The sequence below is a fragment of the Streptomyces canus genome (assembly GCF_030815415.1).
GTDB lineage: Bacteria > Actinomycetota > Actinomycetes > Streptomycetales > Streptomycetaceae > Streptomyces > Streptomyces canus_F.
Genome location: NZ_JAUSWW010000001.1, coordinates 1,386,999 through 1,404,112, shown reverse-complemented (window position 1 = coordinate 1,404,112; position 17,114 = coordinate 1,386,999). Strand labels below are relative to the sequence as shown.

Below are 17,114 nucleotides of genomic sequence, written 5' to 3'. Positions count from 1 at the left end.
GACTTCCTCCGTCAATGGGGATGGATGGCTCCCGCGGTCGCGGTCAGCGGGGCTCCCGTGCCGCCCCACCTCAGTGCGACGATCTCGGCGGCGACGGACACGGCCACCTCCTCCGGTGTGCGGGCGCCGAGGTCGAGCCCGACCGGGGAGCGGAGGCGGGCCAGTTCACGGTCCGTGAGCCCGGCCTCGACCAGCCGCTTCATCCGGTCGTCGTGCGTACGGCGGCTGCCCATCGCCCCGATGTAGGCGGCGGGCCGGCGCAGCGCCTCCTCCAGGAGCGGGACGTCGAACTTGGGGTCGTGGGTGAGGACGCAGATCACCGTGCGCCCGTCGGTGTCCGTGCCCCGGAGATAGCGGTGCGGCCAGTCCACGACCACTTCCACGCCCTGCGGGAAGCGTTTGGGGGTGGCGAAGACCGGGCGGGCGTCGCACACGGTGACCCGGTAGCCGAGGAAGTCACCGATACGAGCGACCGCGGCGGCGTAGTCGATCGCGCCGAAGACCAGCATGCGTGGGGGAGGCGCGAAGGAGTGCAGGAAGACGGTGACCGCGTCCTCGCGGCGCTCGCCGCGCGGGCCGTAATGACGCAACCCTGTTGCTCCCAGGGCGAGTTCGCCGCGTGCGTCGGCGGTGACCGCCACGTCCAGGCCGTCGGTGCCGAGGCTCCCGGCGACCCGGTCCGGCCACACCGCGAGGGTCGCCCCGCGCGGCGCCGGTCCGTCGGTCACCGTCGCCACGGTCACCGGGCGGCCCGCCGCCACCGACTCGGCGACCTCGCCGAAGGCCGGGTCGGTGGCCCGGCGGACGGGACGCACCAGCAGGGTGATCTCCCCGCCGCAGGTCAGCCCCACCGCGAACGCGTCCTCGTCGCTGTACCCGAAGGTCTGCAACCGCGCCTCGCCGCTCGCCACCACCTCCTGCGCGAGCTCGAACACCGCCCCCTCCACACAGCCGCCGGACACGCTGCCGACGACCTCGTCCCCGGGCCCCACGGCCATCGCCGCACCGGGGTCGCGCGGCGCGCTGCGGCTCACGGCGACGACGGTCGCCAGGCCGAACGGCACTCCCGCCGCGTACCAGGCGCTCAGCGCCGGGAGAATCTCACGCACGACCGCTCCTCTCACCACCGCCGCCAGGCTCTCCAGCGCGGCCAGGCTGTGCCCGTCGGCGAACGCGTCCACGTTCGGCAGCGCCGCCGCCATACCGGCCGCCAGAGGCGCGTACCCAGGGCGTGCCTTGCGCGGATCGGCCCAGATCACCCGGTGGGCCAGCCGCCGCAAGCGTCGCATCTGTGCCGCCAGCACCTCCGGATCGCCACGCTCCCAGCCGTCCGACAGCACCACCACGACCGCGCCGCGTGCCATCCCGCGCTGCCCCCAGCGGTTCAGGAACTCGCGCAGCAGCACCCCCAGCCGGGTACCCCCGCGCCAGTCGGGCACGGCCGCCGCGACCGCCCTCATCGCCAGGTCGGGGTCGCGGTGGGAGAGTTCCCGGGTCACCCGGGTCACCCGGGTCACCCGGGTCACCCGGGTCAGCCGGGTGCCGATCGTGAACACCTCGGTGCGCGGACCCCGGGCCGCCGCGTGCGCGAACCGCAGCAGCGCGTCGGCGTACGGCGCCATGGAGCCGCTGACGTCCACCAGCAGCACGACCCGCCGAGGCCGCTCGGTCCGCGCGTGCCGGCGCAGCCGCCCGGGCTCTCCGCCGCGGCGCAGCAGCTCCCGCACCGTCCGGTGCGGATCGACCTCGCCGCGCCGGGCCGGCCGCCGCCGCGCACTGCGCCGGGACTCGCCGTGCAGGGCGAACGCGGCCAGCAGGCGGCGCAGTTGCGCATGATCGGCGCCGGTCAGTTCCGCGACATCGCGGTGGCGCAGGACCTCGGCGGAGCCGGCGAGGGAGGCGGTGGGCGGTCCTTCGCGCTCGTCCGAAGCGGCCGTACGAGGTTCCCGGGCATCCCGCACGATCAGACGCGGACGGGACGGCGGAGGTACGGACACCGCCCTCCGGTCCGTCTCACCGGTGCCGAAGTACGCGGCGAACGCCCGCTCGTAGCGCTCCAGGTCGTCCGGGTCCCCGCACAGAGTCAGCCGGCCCGCCCAGTACACGTCCACCCGCAGCGGGGGGCCCACCTCGTCCACCGCCCGCACAAAGGCGTGCAGCCGGTCGGCGCTCGCGTCGACGCCCGCCGCGCGCAGGGCACGGGCGAAGCCGAGCAGCGCGGCGTCGATGGCGAGCGAGCCGCTTGATGTTGTCGGTCCAGTTGGTCTGCCCGGTGAGCAGGCGTGCGTCCTCCTTGCGGGGGCGCGAGCGGCCGACCTCGCGCTCTGCGGTCTCGCTCATGTCCGTACCTCCTGTTCGGAGGCGTCGAGCACGGCGCGCACGATGTTCTGGTAGCCGGTGCAGCGGCAGAGATTGCCCTCCAGGGCGTGGCGCACCTCGTCGGAGGTGGGGTGCGGGTTGTCCCGCAGCAGATCCCGCGCCGCCATGAGCATGCCCGGAGTGCAGTAGCCGCACTGGAGTGCGTGCCGCTCGTGGAAGGCCCGCTGGAGCCCGGTCCACTCCCCGTTCGACGTCAGGCCCTCGACGGTGGTCACTTCGCTCCCGTCCGCCTGGACGGCGAGGACCGAGCAGCTCTTGACGCTCGCACCGTCCAGGTCGACCGTGCAGGCCCCGCAGTTGGAGGTGTCGCAGCCCACGGGGTGCCGGTCAGGCCCAGTCGGTCACGCAGGTAGTGGATCAGCAGGAGACGGGGTTCGACCTCGTCCTGGTAGTTCGTGCCGTCCACCTTCACCGAGATACGGGTCATGTGCCCTCCCAGGGAACCGTGCGAGGGGATAGCAGGGGGTGGCGGGGGAAATCGGCCACCTGACCGTGATGGGCGTCACTCTAGGACCGGCCGGGGGAGGGGGCGAGGGCTGGGACGCGGCTTTGTTGACCGTTAATTCGTTGGCGCCCGGTGCGCGGATCTGCTGCACTGCGAGGGACCGGTAGGCGATCAATGGAGGAGCGCGGTAATGCGAGGAGCACGCATGTCCACCCAAGAAGGAATGACCCCCTCTTCGAAGGACATGACGCTCCGTGCACTTGCTCAACCTCGGGATCCTCGCCCACGTAGACGCCGGTAAGACCAGCCTCACCGAGCGGCTGCTGCACTCCGTCGGAGTCATCGACGAGATCGGCAGCGTCGACGCCGGCAGCACCCGCACCGACTCCCTCGCGCTGGAGCGGCAGCGCGGCATCACCATCAAGTCCGCCGTCGTCTCGTTCGCGGTCGACGACGTCACCGTCAATCTCATCGACACCCCCGGCCACCCGGACTTCATCGCCGAGGTGGAACGGGTGCTCGGCGTCCTCGACGGCGCCGTGCTGGTGGTCTCGGCCGTCGAGGGCGTCCAGGCGCAGACCCGCGTCCTGATGCGCACCCTCCAGCGGCTGAGGATCCCCGCGCTGATCTTCGTCAACAAGATCGACCGTCGCGGCGCGCGGTACGACGGTGTCCTGCGCGCGCTCCGCGAGCGGCTCACGCCCGCGGTCGTACCGATGGGGCGGGCCGTCGGGCTCGGCACCCGCAAGGCCGCGTTCGCCCCGGGCCGGGTTCCCGTCGACGTCCTCGCGGACCACGACGACGAGCTGCTCGCGGCCTATGTCGAGGGGACGCTCTCCGAGGACCGGGTGCGCGCGACCCTCGTCGCACGGACCCGCGAGGCCCTCGTCCACCCGGTGTTCTTCGGCTCGGCGGCCACCGGTGCGGGCGTCCCCGAACTCATCGCGGGGATCAAGGAGTTGCTGCCCCGCGCCGACGGCGACCCCGAGGGTCCGGTCTCCGGCACCGTGTTCAAGGTCGAGCGGGGCCCGGCGGGGGAGAAGGTCGCCTACGCGCGGATGTTCTCCGGAACGCTGCGCACCCGCGACCGGGTCCCCTTCGGCGACACCCGGACCGGCGACGCCCGCGACGAGGGCCGGGTCACCGCGGTGAGCGTCTTCGACCACGGCACGGACATCCGTGGGGACGCCGTCCCCGCGGGGCGGATCGCGAGACTCTGGGGTCTCGCCGAGGTGCGGATCGGCGACGCCATCGGCGAACCCCGCAAGGCGCACGGGCACTTCTTCGCCCCGCCGACCCTGGAGACCGTGGTCGTGCCGGGCCCGGACACGGACCGCAGGGCCCTGCACCTCGCGCTCGGTCAACTCGCCGAACAGGACCCGTTGATCGGGCTGCGCCACGACGAGGTACGCCAGGAGACCTCCGTCTCCCTGTACGGGGAGGTCCAGAAAGAGGTCATTCAAGCCACTCTGGCGGAGGAGTTCGGGCTCGCGGTCGGCTTCCGGGAGACCACGCCGCTCTGCATCGAGAGGCCGACGGGCACGGGGGCCGCCGCCGAGTTCATCAAGAAGGACGCCAACCCGTTCCTCGCGACCGTCGGCCTGCGCGTCGACCCCGCCCCGCCCGGAACCGGCATCGCCTTCCGGCTGGAGGTGGAGCTGGGTGCCATGCCGTACGCCTTCTTCAAGGCCGTCGAGGACACGGTCCGCGAGACCCTCGGCCAGGGCCTCAACGGCTGGCAGGTCACCGACTGCACGGTCACGATGACCCACTCCGGCTACTGGCCCCGCCAGAGCCACGCCCACCAGGGCTTCGACAAGAGCATGTCCACCACCGGGGCCGACTTCCGGGGCCTGACACCGCTGGTGCTGACCGAGGCGCTGCGCAGGGCCGGGAGCCAGGTGTACGAGCCGATGCACCGCTTCCGGATCGAGGCCCCGGCCGGCACCCTGGGCGCCCTGCTGCCGGTGCTGGCCGCGCTCCAGGCCGTGCCGCAGACCACCGAGACGCGCGGGGAGAGCTGCGTCCTGGAGGGTGCGGTGCCGGCCGCCCGTGTGCACGCGCTGGAGCAGCGGCTGCCCGGACTCACGCGGGGAGAAGGCGAGTTGGAGAGCGGGTTCGACCACTACGCGCCCGTCGTGCGCGGTGACGTACCGAGCCGTCCGCGCACCGATCACAACCCGCTGAACCGCAAGGAGTACCTGTTGAACGTGACGCGTCGAGTCGGCGGTTGAGGTGGCTGAGAAGGAACGTGTGAAGAAAAGCTGACACTTACTCATTAGTCAGAAGTGTTGACGGTGTCCGGAAATCACCCGACTGTAGTGAACATGCCGAATATCCGGTTGCGTTTGCTGACGGTTCTGGTTGTCCTCTTCGGATCCCTGACGGTGGCGGGCGCCGGGCCCGCCACCGCCGCCGTCCCCAATTCCCTCTGGTTCGACGGCACGGCGCTCACCGTGTCGAACGGCCGCTTCGTCGACGGCCAAGGCCGCGAGGTGGTTCTCCGCGGTTACAACGTCTCCGGCGAGACCAAGCTCGACGAGAACCACGGCCTGCCCTTCGCCTCCGTGGCCGACGCAAAGAAGTCGGCGACCGCGCTGAGAGCCCTCGGCGGCGGCAACTCGGTCCGCTTCCTGCTCTCCTGGGCCTACGCCGAGCCCGTGCGCGGTCAGCTGGACACGGCCTACCTGGCCGCCGCCACCGCACAGCTGGGCGCCTTCCTGGACGCGGGCATCCGTGTCTACCCGGACTTCCACCAGGACCTCTACTCCCGCTACCTCTTCGACTCGGACAGCTGGTACACGGGCGACGGCGCCCCGCAATGGGCGGTGGACCTCGGCAACTACCCGGACGAATCCTGCGGGATCTGCTTCCTCTGGGGCCAGAACATCACCCAGAACGGCGCGGTGAAGGCCGCCCAGTACGACTTCTGGCACAACGCCCACGGCCTTCAGGACTCCTTCCTCACCACGGCCCAGAAGACCATGGCGTACATCAAGCAGAACCTGTCCGCGGAGCAGTTCACGGGCGTCCTCGGCTTCGACCCCTACAACGAGCCCTACGCCGGCACCTACGACTCCGGCCAGGCCAGCCGCACCTGGGAACGCGATCTGCTGTGGCCCTTCTACGTGAAGTTCCGGGCCCGGATGGACGCGGCCGGCTGGACGGACAAGCCCGCCTTCGTCGAGCCGAACCTGTTCTGGAACGGCAACGTCAGCAAGGAGGAGGGCGGCCTGCTCGACGCGGGCGCCATCGGCTCCCGGTACGTCTTCAACACCCACTTCTACGACCAGAAGGCCATCTCCGGCGTCCTCATGTGGGGCAACGCCTCGGACGGCCAGTACGTGAGCGACTTCGCCACGGTCCGCGACCGGGCCTCGGCGCTCGGCACCACGGCCATCGTCAGCGAGTTCGGCCACCCCCTGAACGGCTCCACCGCCGGCAAGGCCCCGACCGTCCTCAAGGCGATGTACCAGGCCCTGGACTCCCGGGTGAAGGGCGCCAACTGGTGGACCACGCCCGCCACGTCCGGCCCGGTGCTGTCCGGCTCGCAGTGGCAGTGGGACATCCACAACGGCCGCCACAGCGAGCTCATGAACGGCAACCCCGACAAGGTGCTCACCACCGGGGACGCCTGGAACGACGAGGACCTGTCCGCCGTACGCCTCGACGACTCCGGCAAGGCGGTCCTGCGACAGGACGCCCGGCTCCTCGACCGCGTCTACCCGAGCGCCACTTCGGGCAGCACCCTCGCCTTCACCTACGAGGACCGTTCCCGCGACGGCTCCACGACCCTGACCTGGAACCCGGTCCCGAGCAGCCTGCCGAACGTGTCCTCGCTGGTCGGCTCCGGCCAGTACTCCCTGCTGGTGTGGCGCTCGGGCAGCGGCTCGGCACCGACCGAACTGCACCTCCCGGCGTCCTTCCCGAACGCCTCCACCACCGTGGTCTCCGACCTCGGTACGGCGTACGCCCCGCCGGCGTACACCTCGGCCACCCCGGTCGGCACGACCGCCGAACCGGGCGGCACCGGAAGCCGCCGCCTCCTGCTCACCGACACCGACAGCGCCACCCCGCACTACGCGCTCGTCACCAACGGGGCCGCCTCGCCCTCCGCCACCGTGCTGAACGCGGCCAAGTCCGAGCTGGCGGCCTGGATGGCGTCGAAGTTCGCTTGACCCTCTCCTTACGTCAGGGTTGAGGCTGGACCCCGACGAAAGGGCAGGTGAATGAGCTACTCCGTGCGGCAGGTCGCGTCCTGGGCCGCGGTGACGGTGCGCACGCTCCATCACTACGACCGGACCGGCCTGCTCACGCCCAGCAGCCGCAGCCGGGCCGGGTACCGCCTCTACGACGAGACGGACCTGGCCCGGCTCCAGCAGATCCTCTTCTACCGCGAACTCGGTTTCTCCCTCGACGAGATCGCCGCCATCCTCAAGGATCCGCAGGCCAACGCCCTGGACCGGCTTCGGGCCCGGCAACGGCAGTTGAGCGAGGAGATCGCCCGGCTCCAGCGGCTCTGCGAGGTCGCCGAGCGGGCCATCGAGGTCCAGCAGACCGGCGTGACCCTCACCCCGCAGGAACGCTTCGAGGTCTTCGGCGAGATCGGCTTCGACCTCAGCTATGCCACCGAACGGCAGCTGAAGTGGGGCGACTCGCAGGGGCAGCGCGAGTCGATGGCACGGGCGGCCGCGCACACCAAGGAGGACTGGCGGCAGCTCATGGCGGAGGCCGGCGAGTGGCGCACGCGGCTGCTCGCGGCCTTCGACGCGGGGGAGCCCAGCGACGGCGAGGCGGCCATGGACCTCGCCGAGGAGCACCGCCGGCACATCACCCGCTGGTTCACCACCTGTCCGCCCGCCATGCACCGGCGGATCGCGGACGACTTCGTGGCCGACCCGCGCGCCTTCGCCCTCGTCGTGCCCCCGTCGCAGCAACGGCCCGGCCTCGCCCCCTACCTGGGCAAGGCCGTGCACGCCAACGCGGCCCGCAACGACTCCCCGGAGGAAGAGAGATGAGGATCCTGATCGCCGCGGCCGGATCGCGCGGTGACGTGGCGCCGTACACGGGACTCGGCAACGCGCTCCTGAGAGCCGGGCACGAGGTCGCCCTCGCCGCACCGGACGCCTTCGCGCCCCTGGCGCGGGAGGCGGGGCTGGAGTTCCGTGGTCTTCCCGCCCGCGCGGAGGGCGGTGGGGCGGCGACCAAGCGTGAACTGATGCGCACGGCGGCCGAGTTCGTCACCGAACTCGGTCAGGGATTCGCCACCGCGATGGACCGGGGGACGGATCTGCTCCTGCTGTCGACGACCACGGCTCCCCTCGGCTGGCACCTGGCCGAGGCCACCGGCACCCCGGCGATCGGCGCGTACCTCGTGCCCGCCGCCCCGACCGGCGACTTCCCACCCGTGGTCACCGCGGCCCGCTCACTGGGCCGCCCCGGCAACCGTACGGCCGGGCGCTTCGCGCTGCGCATGGCCGACCGTCTCTACACGGGAGCGGTCGCGGACCTCCGCCGGAGCCTCGGCCTGCCCCCGCTCACGCCGCGGGCGATGCGCCGCCGACAGGAGCAGGCGGACTGGCCCGTCCTGCACGGCTTCAGCACGGCACTCGTGCCGCGCCCCTCCGACTGGCGGCCGGGGCTGGAGGTCGTGGGCACCTGGTGGCCGTACGTCGACGAGGCCCGGCGGCTGACCGCGGAAGTGGAGGATTTCCTCGCGGCCGGAGCGCGGCCGGTGTTCATCGGGTTCGGCAGCATGGCGGCCGGGCAGGGGGAGCGGCTCGGCGACATCGCCGTACGGGCCCTGCGGCGGGCCGGGCTGCGCGGGATCCTGCAGACCGGCGCGGCCGGACTCGCGGCCGACGGCGACGACGTCCTGACCGTCGGGGACGTACCGCACGCGCTGCTGTTCCCCCGGGTCGCCGCCGTGGTCCACCACGCCGGAGCGGGCACGTCGGCGGCCGGACTGCGCGCCGGGGTACCCGCGGTGCCCGTGCCGGTGGCGGCGGACCAGCCGTTCTGGGCGGGTCGGCTGGCCGCACTCGGGGCCGCCGGCGACCCGATCCCGTTCAGGTCGCTCACGGCCGAGACGCTCGCCGACGCGCTCGGCCGTGTCGTACGGCAGCAGTCCTACAGCCGTGCGGCCGTGACCGCCGCGCGGCTCATGGCCGCCGAGGACGGGGCGGGCGCGGTGGTCAAGGCCGTGGAACGGGCGACGGGCTGAGCCTCATCAGGAGGCCGGGCTCGTCCAGTTCGGCGCGACATGGCCCAGACGGACGCGTTGGGGGTGGTCGCCGACCGGAACGGACACCGTCTTTTGGCCGGTGGCGAAGTCGATGGCCGTGACCTGGTCGGTGCCGCTCTCGGAGACCACGCAGAGCTTGCCGTCGCCGCTGACCGTGGCCCAGTAGGGCTTGGAAGCGGTGACGAGCGGGCCCTCCTGGAGCGTCGTGCGGTTGACGACGGTCGCGTAGTCGTCCATGGTCCCGGCGATGCACAGCTTGGTGCCGTCGGGGCTCATCGACATGCCGTGGTGGCGGGAGTCGTTGACGAACGTGGTGCGGTCGTCGCTGGTCGCCGGGTTCTTCGGGAGGGTCTTGGTCCGGGTGATCTTGTCGGTGGCGAGGTCGTACTCGAAGAAGCCGTTGAAGAACGACACCTGGAAGTACAGCTTGGACTCGTCCGGGGAGAACACGGCCGGGCGGACCGCGTCGGAGTAGTCGGTGAGACCGATCGCGTCCAGCTTCGGCCGCATGTCGATGACCTTGACCTGCTGGTACGTCGTGGCGTCGACGACCGTGATGCGCCGGTCGCCCTTCGTCCAGTCCAGCCACGCGGCGTCGGTGCTGGTGTTCACGTCACCGATCGCCATGTTGTAGATGTACTTGCCGTCCTTGGTGAAGATGTTCTCGTGCGGCTTGTCGCCGGTGGTGAACTTGCCGAGCTGCTTGCCGGTGTTGATGTCGAGCACGTGCACGGTGTTCGAGGTCGAGGCGGACACCGCCACCCGGGTGCCGTCGGGGGAGACCGCCATGTGGTCCGAGCGGTAACCCGACACGGGGAACCGCCAGTTGATGGCCCCGGTGGACAGGTTGATCGACACCACGTCGGCGAAGCTCGGCCGGGAGACGACGACCGACGCGCCGTCCGGTGTGGTGTACATGTCGTCGACAAACTGGTCGTGGCCCTCGCCGACACCGTTGCGGATCGCCATGAAGTAGATCCACTTGATCGGATCGGCGGTGATCTCCGCCATCCGCGCGTCCTTGTCGGGGATGACGTTGATGCGGCCGATCTTCGCGAGATCGCCCGTGGACCGGAGGACGTCGGCGGTGCCGTCCCAGTTGTTGCCGACGAACAGCACCTCGCGCAGGGCGGCGGCGTCCGCGGCGGTGGCGGCGGTCGCCGGGGCGGTGACGGTCAGGGCGACGGCGGCGGCCAGAGCGCCAAGGTGCCTGGCTCTGAAAGCGGGCATGACGGCTCTCTCCTCTGAGTGGGGTTCATGAGTAGGACATGCCAAGGCGAAGCTGGTGAATCTGAACACAGACGCTTTCAGAATCAACTTACTGAAAAGTAAGGAAGGGGCGCCCTGTCCACAAGACCGCGGACACGATAAAAATTGGCGCGTCGAAGGACGATCAACGGAGGTGACCGTGGCGGGCAGGCTCAAGGCGCCGACCGGCCGCTACGGCGGCAAGACGGCCGAAGAACGGCAGGCGCTGCGGCGCGGGCGTTTTCTGGACGCGGCCCTGCAGTTGTTCGGCGACACCCCCGGCTACCGCAACACCACGGTCGCCGCGCTCAGCGAGGCCGCGGGCCTGTCGACCCGGCAGTTCTACGAGGAGTTCCGCGCCCTCGAGGATGTCCTCGCCGCCCTCCACCTCCAGGTCAACGGCTGGGCTGAGGAGGCGGTCCTGACGGCGGTGGCCGACGCGGAGTCGCTGCCGCTCGCCGAACGAGTGGCGGCGATCTTCCGTGCGTACGCCGCGAACGTCACCGGTGATCCTCGCCGTGTCCGCATCACGTTCGTCGAGATCATCGGCGTCAGTCCGCGTCTGGAGGAGCAGCGCCTCGCCCGCCGCGCCGGGTGGATCGACCTGCTGTGTGCCGAGGCGAACGCGGCCGTCGCGCGGGGTGAGGCGGTGCCGCGGGACTATCGGATTCCGGCCGCGGCGTTCATCGGCGCGGTCAACGGTCTGTTGCACGACTGGAGTGCCGGATGGGTGGACGCGACGCTGGACGAGGTGGTGGCGGAGCTGGTGCGGCAGTTGTTGGCGATTCTGCGGCCGGTCGAGTGGTGATCCGCGGGCCGGTGACGGCTGGTCGCGCCCGCGCGGCGTAGTCACACCGCCGTTCAGCGCGTGAGTCTGTTGACCGCTTCCACCACCGGCCCGACCCCGTCCTCCTCGCGAATCCGCGCCCCCAGCGCCCGCGCCCGCTCCCGGTAGCCCGGATCACGGGTGACCCGCGTCAGCGCCGAGGCCAGCGTGTCCGTGTTCAGTCCCCGCAGCGGTACCGCACGCGGTGCCACGCCCAGCGCGACCAGCCGCGCGGACCAGAAACCCGCGTCGAACTGGACCGGCACCGGTACGGCGGGCACCCCGGCCCGCAGCCCCGCGGCGGTCGTGCCCGCGCCCGCGTGGTGGACGAGCGCCGCCATGTGCGGGAAGAGCGCCGAGTGGGCGACCTCGCCGACGGTCAGCATGTCATCGCCGTCGGCCGCGAGCCCGCCCCAGCCCTGCTGGATCACCCCGCGCAGCCCGGCCCGGCGCAGCGCGCGCACGATGTCGGCGCTGAGCCGTCCGGGGTCCGGGACCGTCGCGCTGCCCAGACCGACGAACACCGGAGGTTCGCCCGCGTCGAGGAAGTCCCGCACCTCGGGCGGAAGTTCGCTGCGCACGTCGTACGGCCACCAGTAGCCGGTCACGTCCAGCCCCGCCCGCCAGTCGCGTGGCCTGGCCACCACCAGCGGGCTGAAGCCGTGGTGCACCGGCCACGCCTGCCGCTCCCGGGCCCGCAGCGCCGCCGTGGTGCGGACGCGGGGCATCCCCAGCCGTTCGCGCACCGCCGGGACGGTCGCGGCGAAGACCTGCTCCACGGCCAGGCCCACGCCGTGCCCGGCGAGCCGGTTGCCGGCGGCTCCCCAGGAGCGGCCGCCGAGGAGGGGAGGGCCGAACTCGCGGGTGGGGGCGATGGGTTGGAGATAGACGCCCATGCTGGGCAGCGACAGACCCTCGGCGACGGTGTGCCCCAGCGGTGCGAGCGAGCCGGACAGCAGCAGCACGTCGCTGCCCCGCGCGGCCGCCAGCACGTCGTCGGCCACCTCCTGGGCCAGGGTCCGCGCCATGCGCACCACCCGCAGCAGCTTCCCGGTGCCCGTCGCACTGTCGTGCAGCGCCCGCCCGCGTGAGGACTCCAGCTCCGCCCGGGGATCGAGCGGCAGGGCATGGAATCCGACCCCCGACCCCGCCACCAACGGCTCGAAGGAGCCGTGCGTGACCAGGGTGACCTCGTGTCCGGCCCGCACGAGGCCGTGCCCCAGTCCGGTGAAGGGGGCGACGTCGCCCCGGGATCCCGCCGTCATGATCGCTACGCGCACAACGGTCAGTATGGCGCGGCGGCTTGCCCCGACGGGTGAACGACCCAAGGGGACCGGCTACTTCACGCCTGCCACATCCGTTGACTTCCCCCTCCCGTGGCTCTACTTTCGGCGCGCGACACGTTCGAAACATCGATCTCTGTTCGAAATATCGTTGTCACCCTTGAGTGTTTCCCCGCACGAAGGAGCCGCATGTACCCCCCACCGTGTTCCGTACGCCGCCTCAGAGCCGCCGCCGTACGCGCCCTCGTCCTCGCCCTGACCGCCACCGCCGCCCTGCTGTTCGCGCAGCCGGACCAGGCGCGGGCGGCGACCAGCCGGCAGATATCCGTGCCCGCCGCCCCGATGGGCTGGGCCTCCTGGAACAGCTTCGCCGCGAAGATCGACTACAGCGTGATCAAGCAGCAGGTCGACGCGTTCGTCGCCTCGGGGCTGCCGGCGGCGGGCTACCAGTACATCAACATCGACGAGGGCTGGTGGCAGGGCACCCGTGACAGCGCCGGCAACATCACCATCGACGAGGCGGAGTGGCCCGGTGGCATGAAGGCCATCGCCGACTACATCCACAGCAAGGGCCTCAAGGCCGGCATCTACACCGACGCCGGCAAGGACGGCTGCGGCTACTACTACCCGACCGGCCGCCCCGCCGCGCCCGGCTCCGGCAGTGAGGGCCACTACGAGCAGGACATGCTCCAGTTCTCGCAGTGGGGCTTCGACTTCGTGAAGGTCGACTGGTGCGGCGGCGACGCCGAGGGTCTCGACGCGAAGACGACGTACCAGGCCATCAGCGACGCGATCACGAAGGCCACGGCCACGACCGGCCGCCCGATGACCCTGTCGCTGTGCAACTGGGGCCGGCAGAACCCGTGGAACTGGGCTCCGGGCCAGGGCGCGATGTGGCGGACGAACGACGACATCATCCTGTACGGCAACAAGCCGTCCATGACCAACCTGCTGACCAACTACGACCGGAACCTGCACCCCACGGCCCAGCACACCGGCTACTACAACGACCCCGACATGCTGATGGTCGGCATGGACGGCTTCACCGCCGCCCAGAACCGCACCCACATGAACCTGTGGGCGATCTCCGGCGCCCCGCTCCTCGCCGGCAACAACCTCGCCACCATGACCACCGAGACCGCGAACATCCTCAAGAACCCCGAGGTCATCGCCGTCGACCAGGACGCGCGCGGCCTCCAGGGCGTCAAGGTCGCCGAGGACACCAGCGGACTGCAGGTGTACGGCAAGGTCCTGTCCGGCGCCGGCAACCGCGCGGCCGTCCTGCTCAACCGCACCTCCACCGCCCAGAACATCACCGTCCGCTGGTCCGACCTCGGCCTGACCAACGCCAACGCGACCGTCCGTGATCTGTGGACGCAGCAGAACATGGGCTCGTACGGCACGAGCTACACCACCAGCGTCCCGGCGGGCGGCTCGGTGATGCTCACCGTCAAGGGCGGCACCGAGGCCGCGGGCAGCACCTACACCGGCACGTCGAGCTTCTCCGGCGTGGTCGCCGGGAACACCGGCCTGAAGACCGTCGACGTCGCCTACACCAACACCACCTCGACCGCCCGCAAGGCCACCCTCAAGGTCAACGGCCAGGGTCCGACGGCGGTCTCCTTCCCGCCCACGGGCTCCAGCCAGGGCACCATCAGCGTCCAGGTCGCCCTCTCCAAGGGCTCCTCGAACACGCTGACCTTCACCGGCGCCCCGACCCTCGCCGACATCACGGTCAGACCGCTGCCCGGCGCCAACGGCAGCCTGGTCGTCGGCACCCAGTCGGGCCGCTGCGCCGACATCAACGACAACACCCTCACCAACGGCACCCAGGCCCAGCTCTGGGACTGCAACGGCGGCCAGAACCAGGCCTGGACGTACACCTCCCGCAAGGAACTCGTGGTGTACGGCAACAAGTGCCTGGACGCCTACAACCAGGGCACGGCCAATGGCACCAAGGCCGTGATCTGGGACTGCAACGGTCAGAACAACCAGAAGTGGAACGTCAACACCGACGGCACCCTCACCAATGTCCACTCCGGACTCTGCCTGGACGCCTACAACAACCAGACGGCCAACGGCAGCCAGCTGGTGCTGTGGTCCTGCGGCACCGGTGACAACCAGAAGTGGACGCTGAACTAGCGGAGGCGAACCCACGCCTGGGCGAGGCCGTGTCCGGCACGGCCTCGCCCTCCACTCAATGGCGCGAGCCGGTCAGTCAGGGAGGTTCCCCTCGCCGCCGAGGTTCGCGACCATCCGGCGCAGGACATCGACCGTCACCGCGTAGTCGGCCGGGTCGATCCCGTCGTGCGTCCTCTCGTGGACCCGCAGGTTGCGCTCCCGGGCACGGACGCGCCCCGCTTCACCCGCCTCGGTCAGCCGCATGCCGTCCGGCTCCTCCGTGAGCCAGCCGCGGGCGACCAGGTCGTCGAAGACGCCGTCGAAGTCGATGCCCTGGTCGTCGTACGGAGCCAGCCGCTCGACGAGCGCCGCACGGGTCCACCGTCCGGGATCCCCGGCGGCGTGGTTGAGCGTCCACCAGTGGGGCTGCGTCAGGTTCTCCACGGCCAGCTGTGCGCGGATTCCTCCCACCACCCGGCGGTACACCTCACCGCTCCACGCCCCGATCGGCTGAGCGGCCAGTTCCTCCTGCGAGTACTCCTTGATCGCCATGTGACGACCGTAGAACCTCAACTTTGCTCGAGGTCAAGGCCGGAGCTGCGGAACGGCACACAGCGCCAGGACACCGACGAGCCCGGCACAACCCAGCAGCCAGCCCGCCAGCAGTCTGCGCCGCAGCTCGCGGTACTTCGCCTCGTACTCGTCCCGGAGCCTTTCGGCGCGCACCGCGGTGTGCTGCCAGGAGTCACGGGCGAGTGCCAGGTACTCGGCCTCGAACCGCCGCTCCACCTCGGCCCGTTGGGTGTCCGTGAGCCAGGGCAGTGGGGCGGTGAAGCGCTGGGCGGCCGTGCGGCCCTCCTCGCGGGTGGCGGCGAGCAGCAGATGGCCCTCGACGTCGGCCAGGAACTTGCTCACAGAGCGGTCAACTCCCTCTGCTGCTCGGTGGTGTGGTGCAGGTCGAACGCCGGGGATTCGCTGCGGATCCGCGGCAGGGTGAGGAAGTTGTGCCGCGGGGGCGGGCAGGACGTCGCCCACTCGAGCGAGCGGCCGTAGCCCCACGGGTCGTCGCTCTCGACCTTCCTGCCGTACTTGGCCGTCTTCCACACGTTGTAGAAGAAGGGGAGCAGCGAGGCGCCGAGCACGAAGGAGAAGATGCTCGACAGTGTGTTGAGCGGGGTGAGTCCCTCGACCGCGAGATAGTCCGGAATCCGGCGCTGCATACCGTTCACGCCCAGCCAGTGCTGGACCAGGAAGGTGCCATGGAAGCCGATGAACAGCGTCCAGAAGGTGATCTTGCCGAGGCGCTCGTCGAGCATCTTGCCGGTGAACTTGGGCCACCAGAAGTGAAAGCCGGAGAACATCGCGAAGACGACGGTGCCGAACACCACGTAGTGGAAGTGCGCCACCACGAAATAGGAGTCGGAGACCGCGAAGTCGATCGGTGGCGAGGCGAGCATCACGCCGGTCAGGCCGCCGAAGACGAAGGTGACCAGGAAACCCGTCGCCCAGAGCATCGGTGTCTCGAAGGACAGCGAGCCCTTCCACATCGTTCCGATCCAGTTGAAGAACTTCACGCCCGTTGGCACGGCGATGAGGAACGTCATGAAGGAGAAGAACGGCAGGAGCACGCCGCCGGTGACGTACATGTGGTGCGCCCACACCGTCACGGACAGACCGGCGATCGAGATCGTCGCGGCCACCAGACCCATGTAGCCGAACATCGGCTTACGGGAGAAGACCGGGATGACCTCGGAGATGATGCCGAAGAACGGCAACGCGATGATGTACACCTCTGGATGGCCGAAGAACCAGAAGAGGTGTTGCCACAGCAAGGCCCCGCCGTTGGCGGAGTCGAAGACATGCGCACCGAACTTGCGGTCCGCCTCCAGGGCGAACAGCGCGGCCGCCAGGACCGGGAAGGCCAGCAGGACCAGCACCGCGGTCAGCAGCACGTTCCACACGAAGATCGGCATGCGGAACATGGTCATGCCGGGTGCGCGCATGCAGATGATCGTGGTGATGAAGTTGACCGAGCCGAGGATGGTGCCGAAGCCGGAGAAGGCCAGACCCATGATCCACAGGTCGGCGCCGATGCCGGGGCTGCGGACCGCGTCGGACAGCGGGCTGTAGGCGAACCAGCCGAAGTCGGCCGCGCCCTGCGGGGTGAGGAAGCCACCGACCGCGATGAGCGAGCCGAACAGGTACAGCCAGTAGGCGAACATGTTCAGCCGGGGGAAGGCCACGTCCGGCGCGCCGATCTGCAGCGGCATGATCCAGTTCGCGAAGCCGGCGAACAGCGGCGTCGCGAACATCAGCAGCATGATCGTGCCGTGCATCGTGAACGCCTGGTTGAACTGCTCGTTCGACATGATCTGCAGACCGGGACGGGCCAGCTCGGCGCGCATGAACAGCGCCAGCAGACCACCGATGCAGAAGAACGCGAACGACGTGACCAGATACAGCGTCCCGATCGTCTTGTGATCCGTGGTCGTCAGCCACTTCAGGTGCCTCATGCCCCGCCTGTGTCCGCGCCCGGCCCGGACGTCACACTTCAGGGACGCGACGAGA

General features: G+C 70.5%; 12 protein-coding genes and 2 pseudogenes. 6 read left to right on the top strand and 8 right to left on the bottom strand.

All coding sequences use genetic code 11. The features are described from left to right. Positions 1 to 11 precede the first annotated feature (11 nt). From QF037_RS06540 to QF037_RS06530, 3 genes and pseudogenes are all read right to left on the bottom strand, one after another. Positions 12 to 1,109, bottom strand: coding sequence for an XdhC family protein (locus QF037_RS06540; RefSeq protein WP_307037026.1), 1,098 nt, complete (start codon positions 1,107 to 1,109; stop codon positions 12 to 14). Between the two features lie 48 nt (positions 1,110 to 1,157). Further along, positions 1,158 to 1,961, bottom strand: a pseudogene (locus QF037_RS06535) (VWA domain-containing protein); the annotation flags it as partial. A 375-nt stretch (positions 1,962 to 2,336) separates the two neighbouring features. Further along, positions 2,337 to 2,806, bottom strand: a pseudogene (locus QF037_RS06530) ((2Fe-2S)-binding protein). A 272-nt stretch (positions 2,807 to 3,078) separates the two neighbouring features. Here QF037_RS06530 and QF037_RS06525 point away from each other — a divergent pair. The 4 genes from QF037_RS06525 (at position 3,079) to QF037_RS06510 (ending at position 9,047) form a co-directional block, all read left to right on the top strand. Beyond that, positions 3,079 to 5,058, top strand: a complete 1,980-nt coding sequence (locus tag QF037_RS06525; protein WP_307022742.1) for an elongation factor G — start codon at positions 3,079 to 3,081, stop codon at positions 5,056 to 5,058. A 93-nt stretch (positions 5,059 to 5,151) separates the two neighbouring features. After that, the gene (locus tag QF037_RS06520) at positions 5,152 to 7,002 is read left to right on the top strand and encodes an endoglycosylceramidase (protein ID WP_307022740.1); all 1,851 of its coding nucleotides are present in this window, start codon (positions 5,152 to 5,154) and stop codon (positions 7,000 to 7,002) included. A 51-nt stretch (positions 7,003 to 7,053) separates the two neighbouring features. Further along, positions 7,054 to 7,842, top strand: a complete 789-nt coding sequence (locus QF037_RS06515) for a MerR family transcriptional regulator (RefSeq protein WP_307022738.1) — start codon at positions 7,054 to 7,056, stop codon at positions 7,840 to 7,842. Continuing rightward, a complete protein-coding gene (locus tag QF037_RS06510) occupies positions 7,839 to 9,047 on the top strand; it encodes a glycosyltransferase (RefSeq protein ID WP_307022736.1) in 1,209 nt (402 codons plus the stop codon). Before QF037_RS06515 ends, QF037_RS06510 begins: the two co-directional genes overlap by 4 nt. Positions 9,048 to 9,053: 6 nt before the next feature. Here the strand turns inward: QF037_RS06510 and QF037_RS06505 are convergent, their stop codons facing one another. After that, positions 9,054 to 10,298, bottom strand: a complete 1,245-nt coding sequence (locus QF037_RS06505) for a YncE family protein (RefSeq protein WP_307022734.1) — start codon at positions 10,296 to 10,298, stop codon at positions 9,054 to 9,056. Positions 10,299 to 10,476: 178 nt separating this feature from the next. Here QF037_RS06505 and QF037_RS06500 point away from each other — a divergent pair, with 178 nt between their 5' ends. Beyond that, a complete protein-coding gene (locus QF037_RS06500) occupies positions 10,477 to 11,124 on the top strand; it encodes a TetR/AcrR family transcriptional regulator (RefSeq protein WP_307022732.1) in 648 nt (215 codons plus the stop codon). 53 nt (positions 11,125 to 11,177) lie between these two features. On the opposite strand, the gene QF037_RS06495 is transcribed toward QF037_RS06500, so the two are convergent. After that, positions 11,178 to 12,407 carry a glycosyltransferase gene (locus QF037_RS06495; protein ID WP_307037024.1) on the bottom strand — a complete coding sequence of 410 codons (1,230 nt, stop codon included), beginning with the start codon at positions 12,405 to 12,407 and terminating at the stop codon, positions 11,178 to 11,180. A gap of 207 nt (positions 12,408 to 12,614) precedes the next feature. Here QF037_RS06495 and QF037_RS06490 point away from each other — a divergent pair, with 207 nt between their 5' ends. After that, a complete protein-coding gene (locus QF037_RS06490) occupies positions 12,615 to 14,567 on the top strand; it encodes a ricin-type beta-trefoil lectin domain protein (protein WP_307022731.1) in 1,953 nt (650 codons plus the stop codon). Positions 14,568 to 14,639: 72 nt separating this feature from the next. Here QF037_RS06490 and QF037_RS06485 read toward each other — a convergent pair whose 3' ends face one another. From QF037_RS06485 to ctaD, 3 genes are read right to left on the bottom strand one after another with little or no spacing between them, the layout of a single operon-like run. After that, positions 14,640 to 15,098 carry a MarR family transcriptional regulator gene (locus QF037_RS06485; protein ID WP_307022729.1) on the bottom strand — a complete coding sequence of 153 codons (459 nt, stop codon included), beginning with the start codon at positions 15,096 to 15,098 and terminating at the stop codon, positions 14,640 to 14,642. A 33-nt stretch (positions 15,099 to 15,131) separates the two neighbouring features. Continuing rightward, the gene (locus tag QF037_RS06480; protein ID WP_307022727.1) at positions 15,132 to 15,461 is read right to left on the bottom strand and encodes a hypothetical protein; all 330 of its coding nucleotides are present in this window, start codon (positions 15,459 to 15,461) and stop codon (positions 15,132 to 15,134) included. Beyond that, positions 15,458 to 17,059, bottom strand: a complete 1,602-nt coding sequence (gene ctaD / locus QF037_RS06475) for an aa3-type cytochrome oxidase subunit I (RefSeq protein WP_307022725.1) — start codon at positions 17,057 to 17,059, stop codon at positions 15,458 to 15,460. The genes QF037_RS06480 and ctaD overlap by 4 nt, the downstream gene beginning before the upstream one ends. Between the last annotated feature and the right edge of the window lie 55 nt (positions 17,060 to 17,114).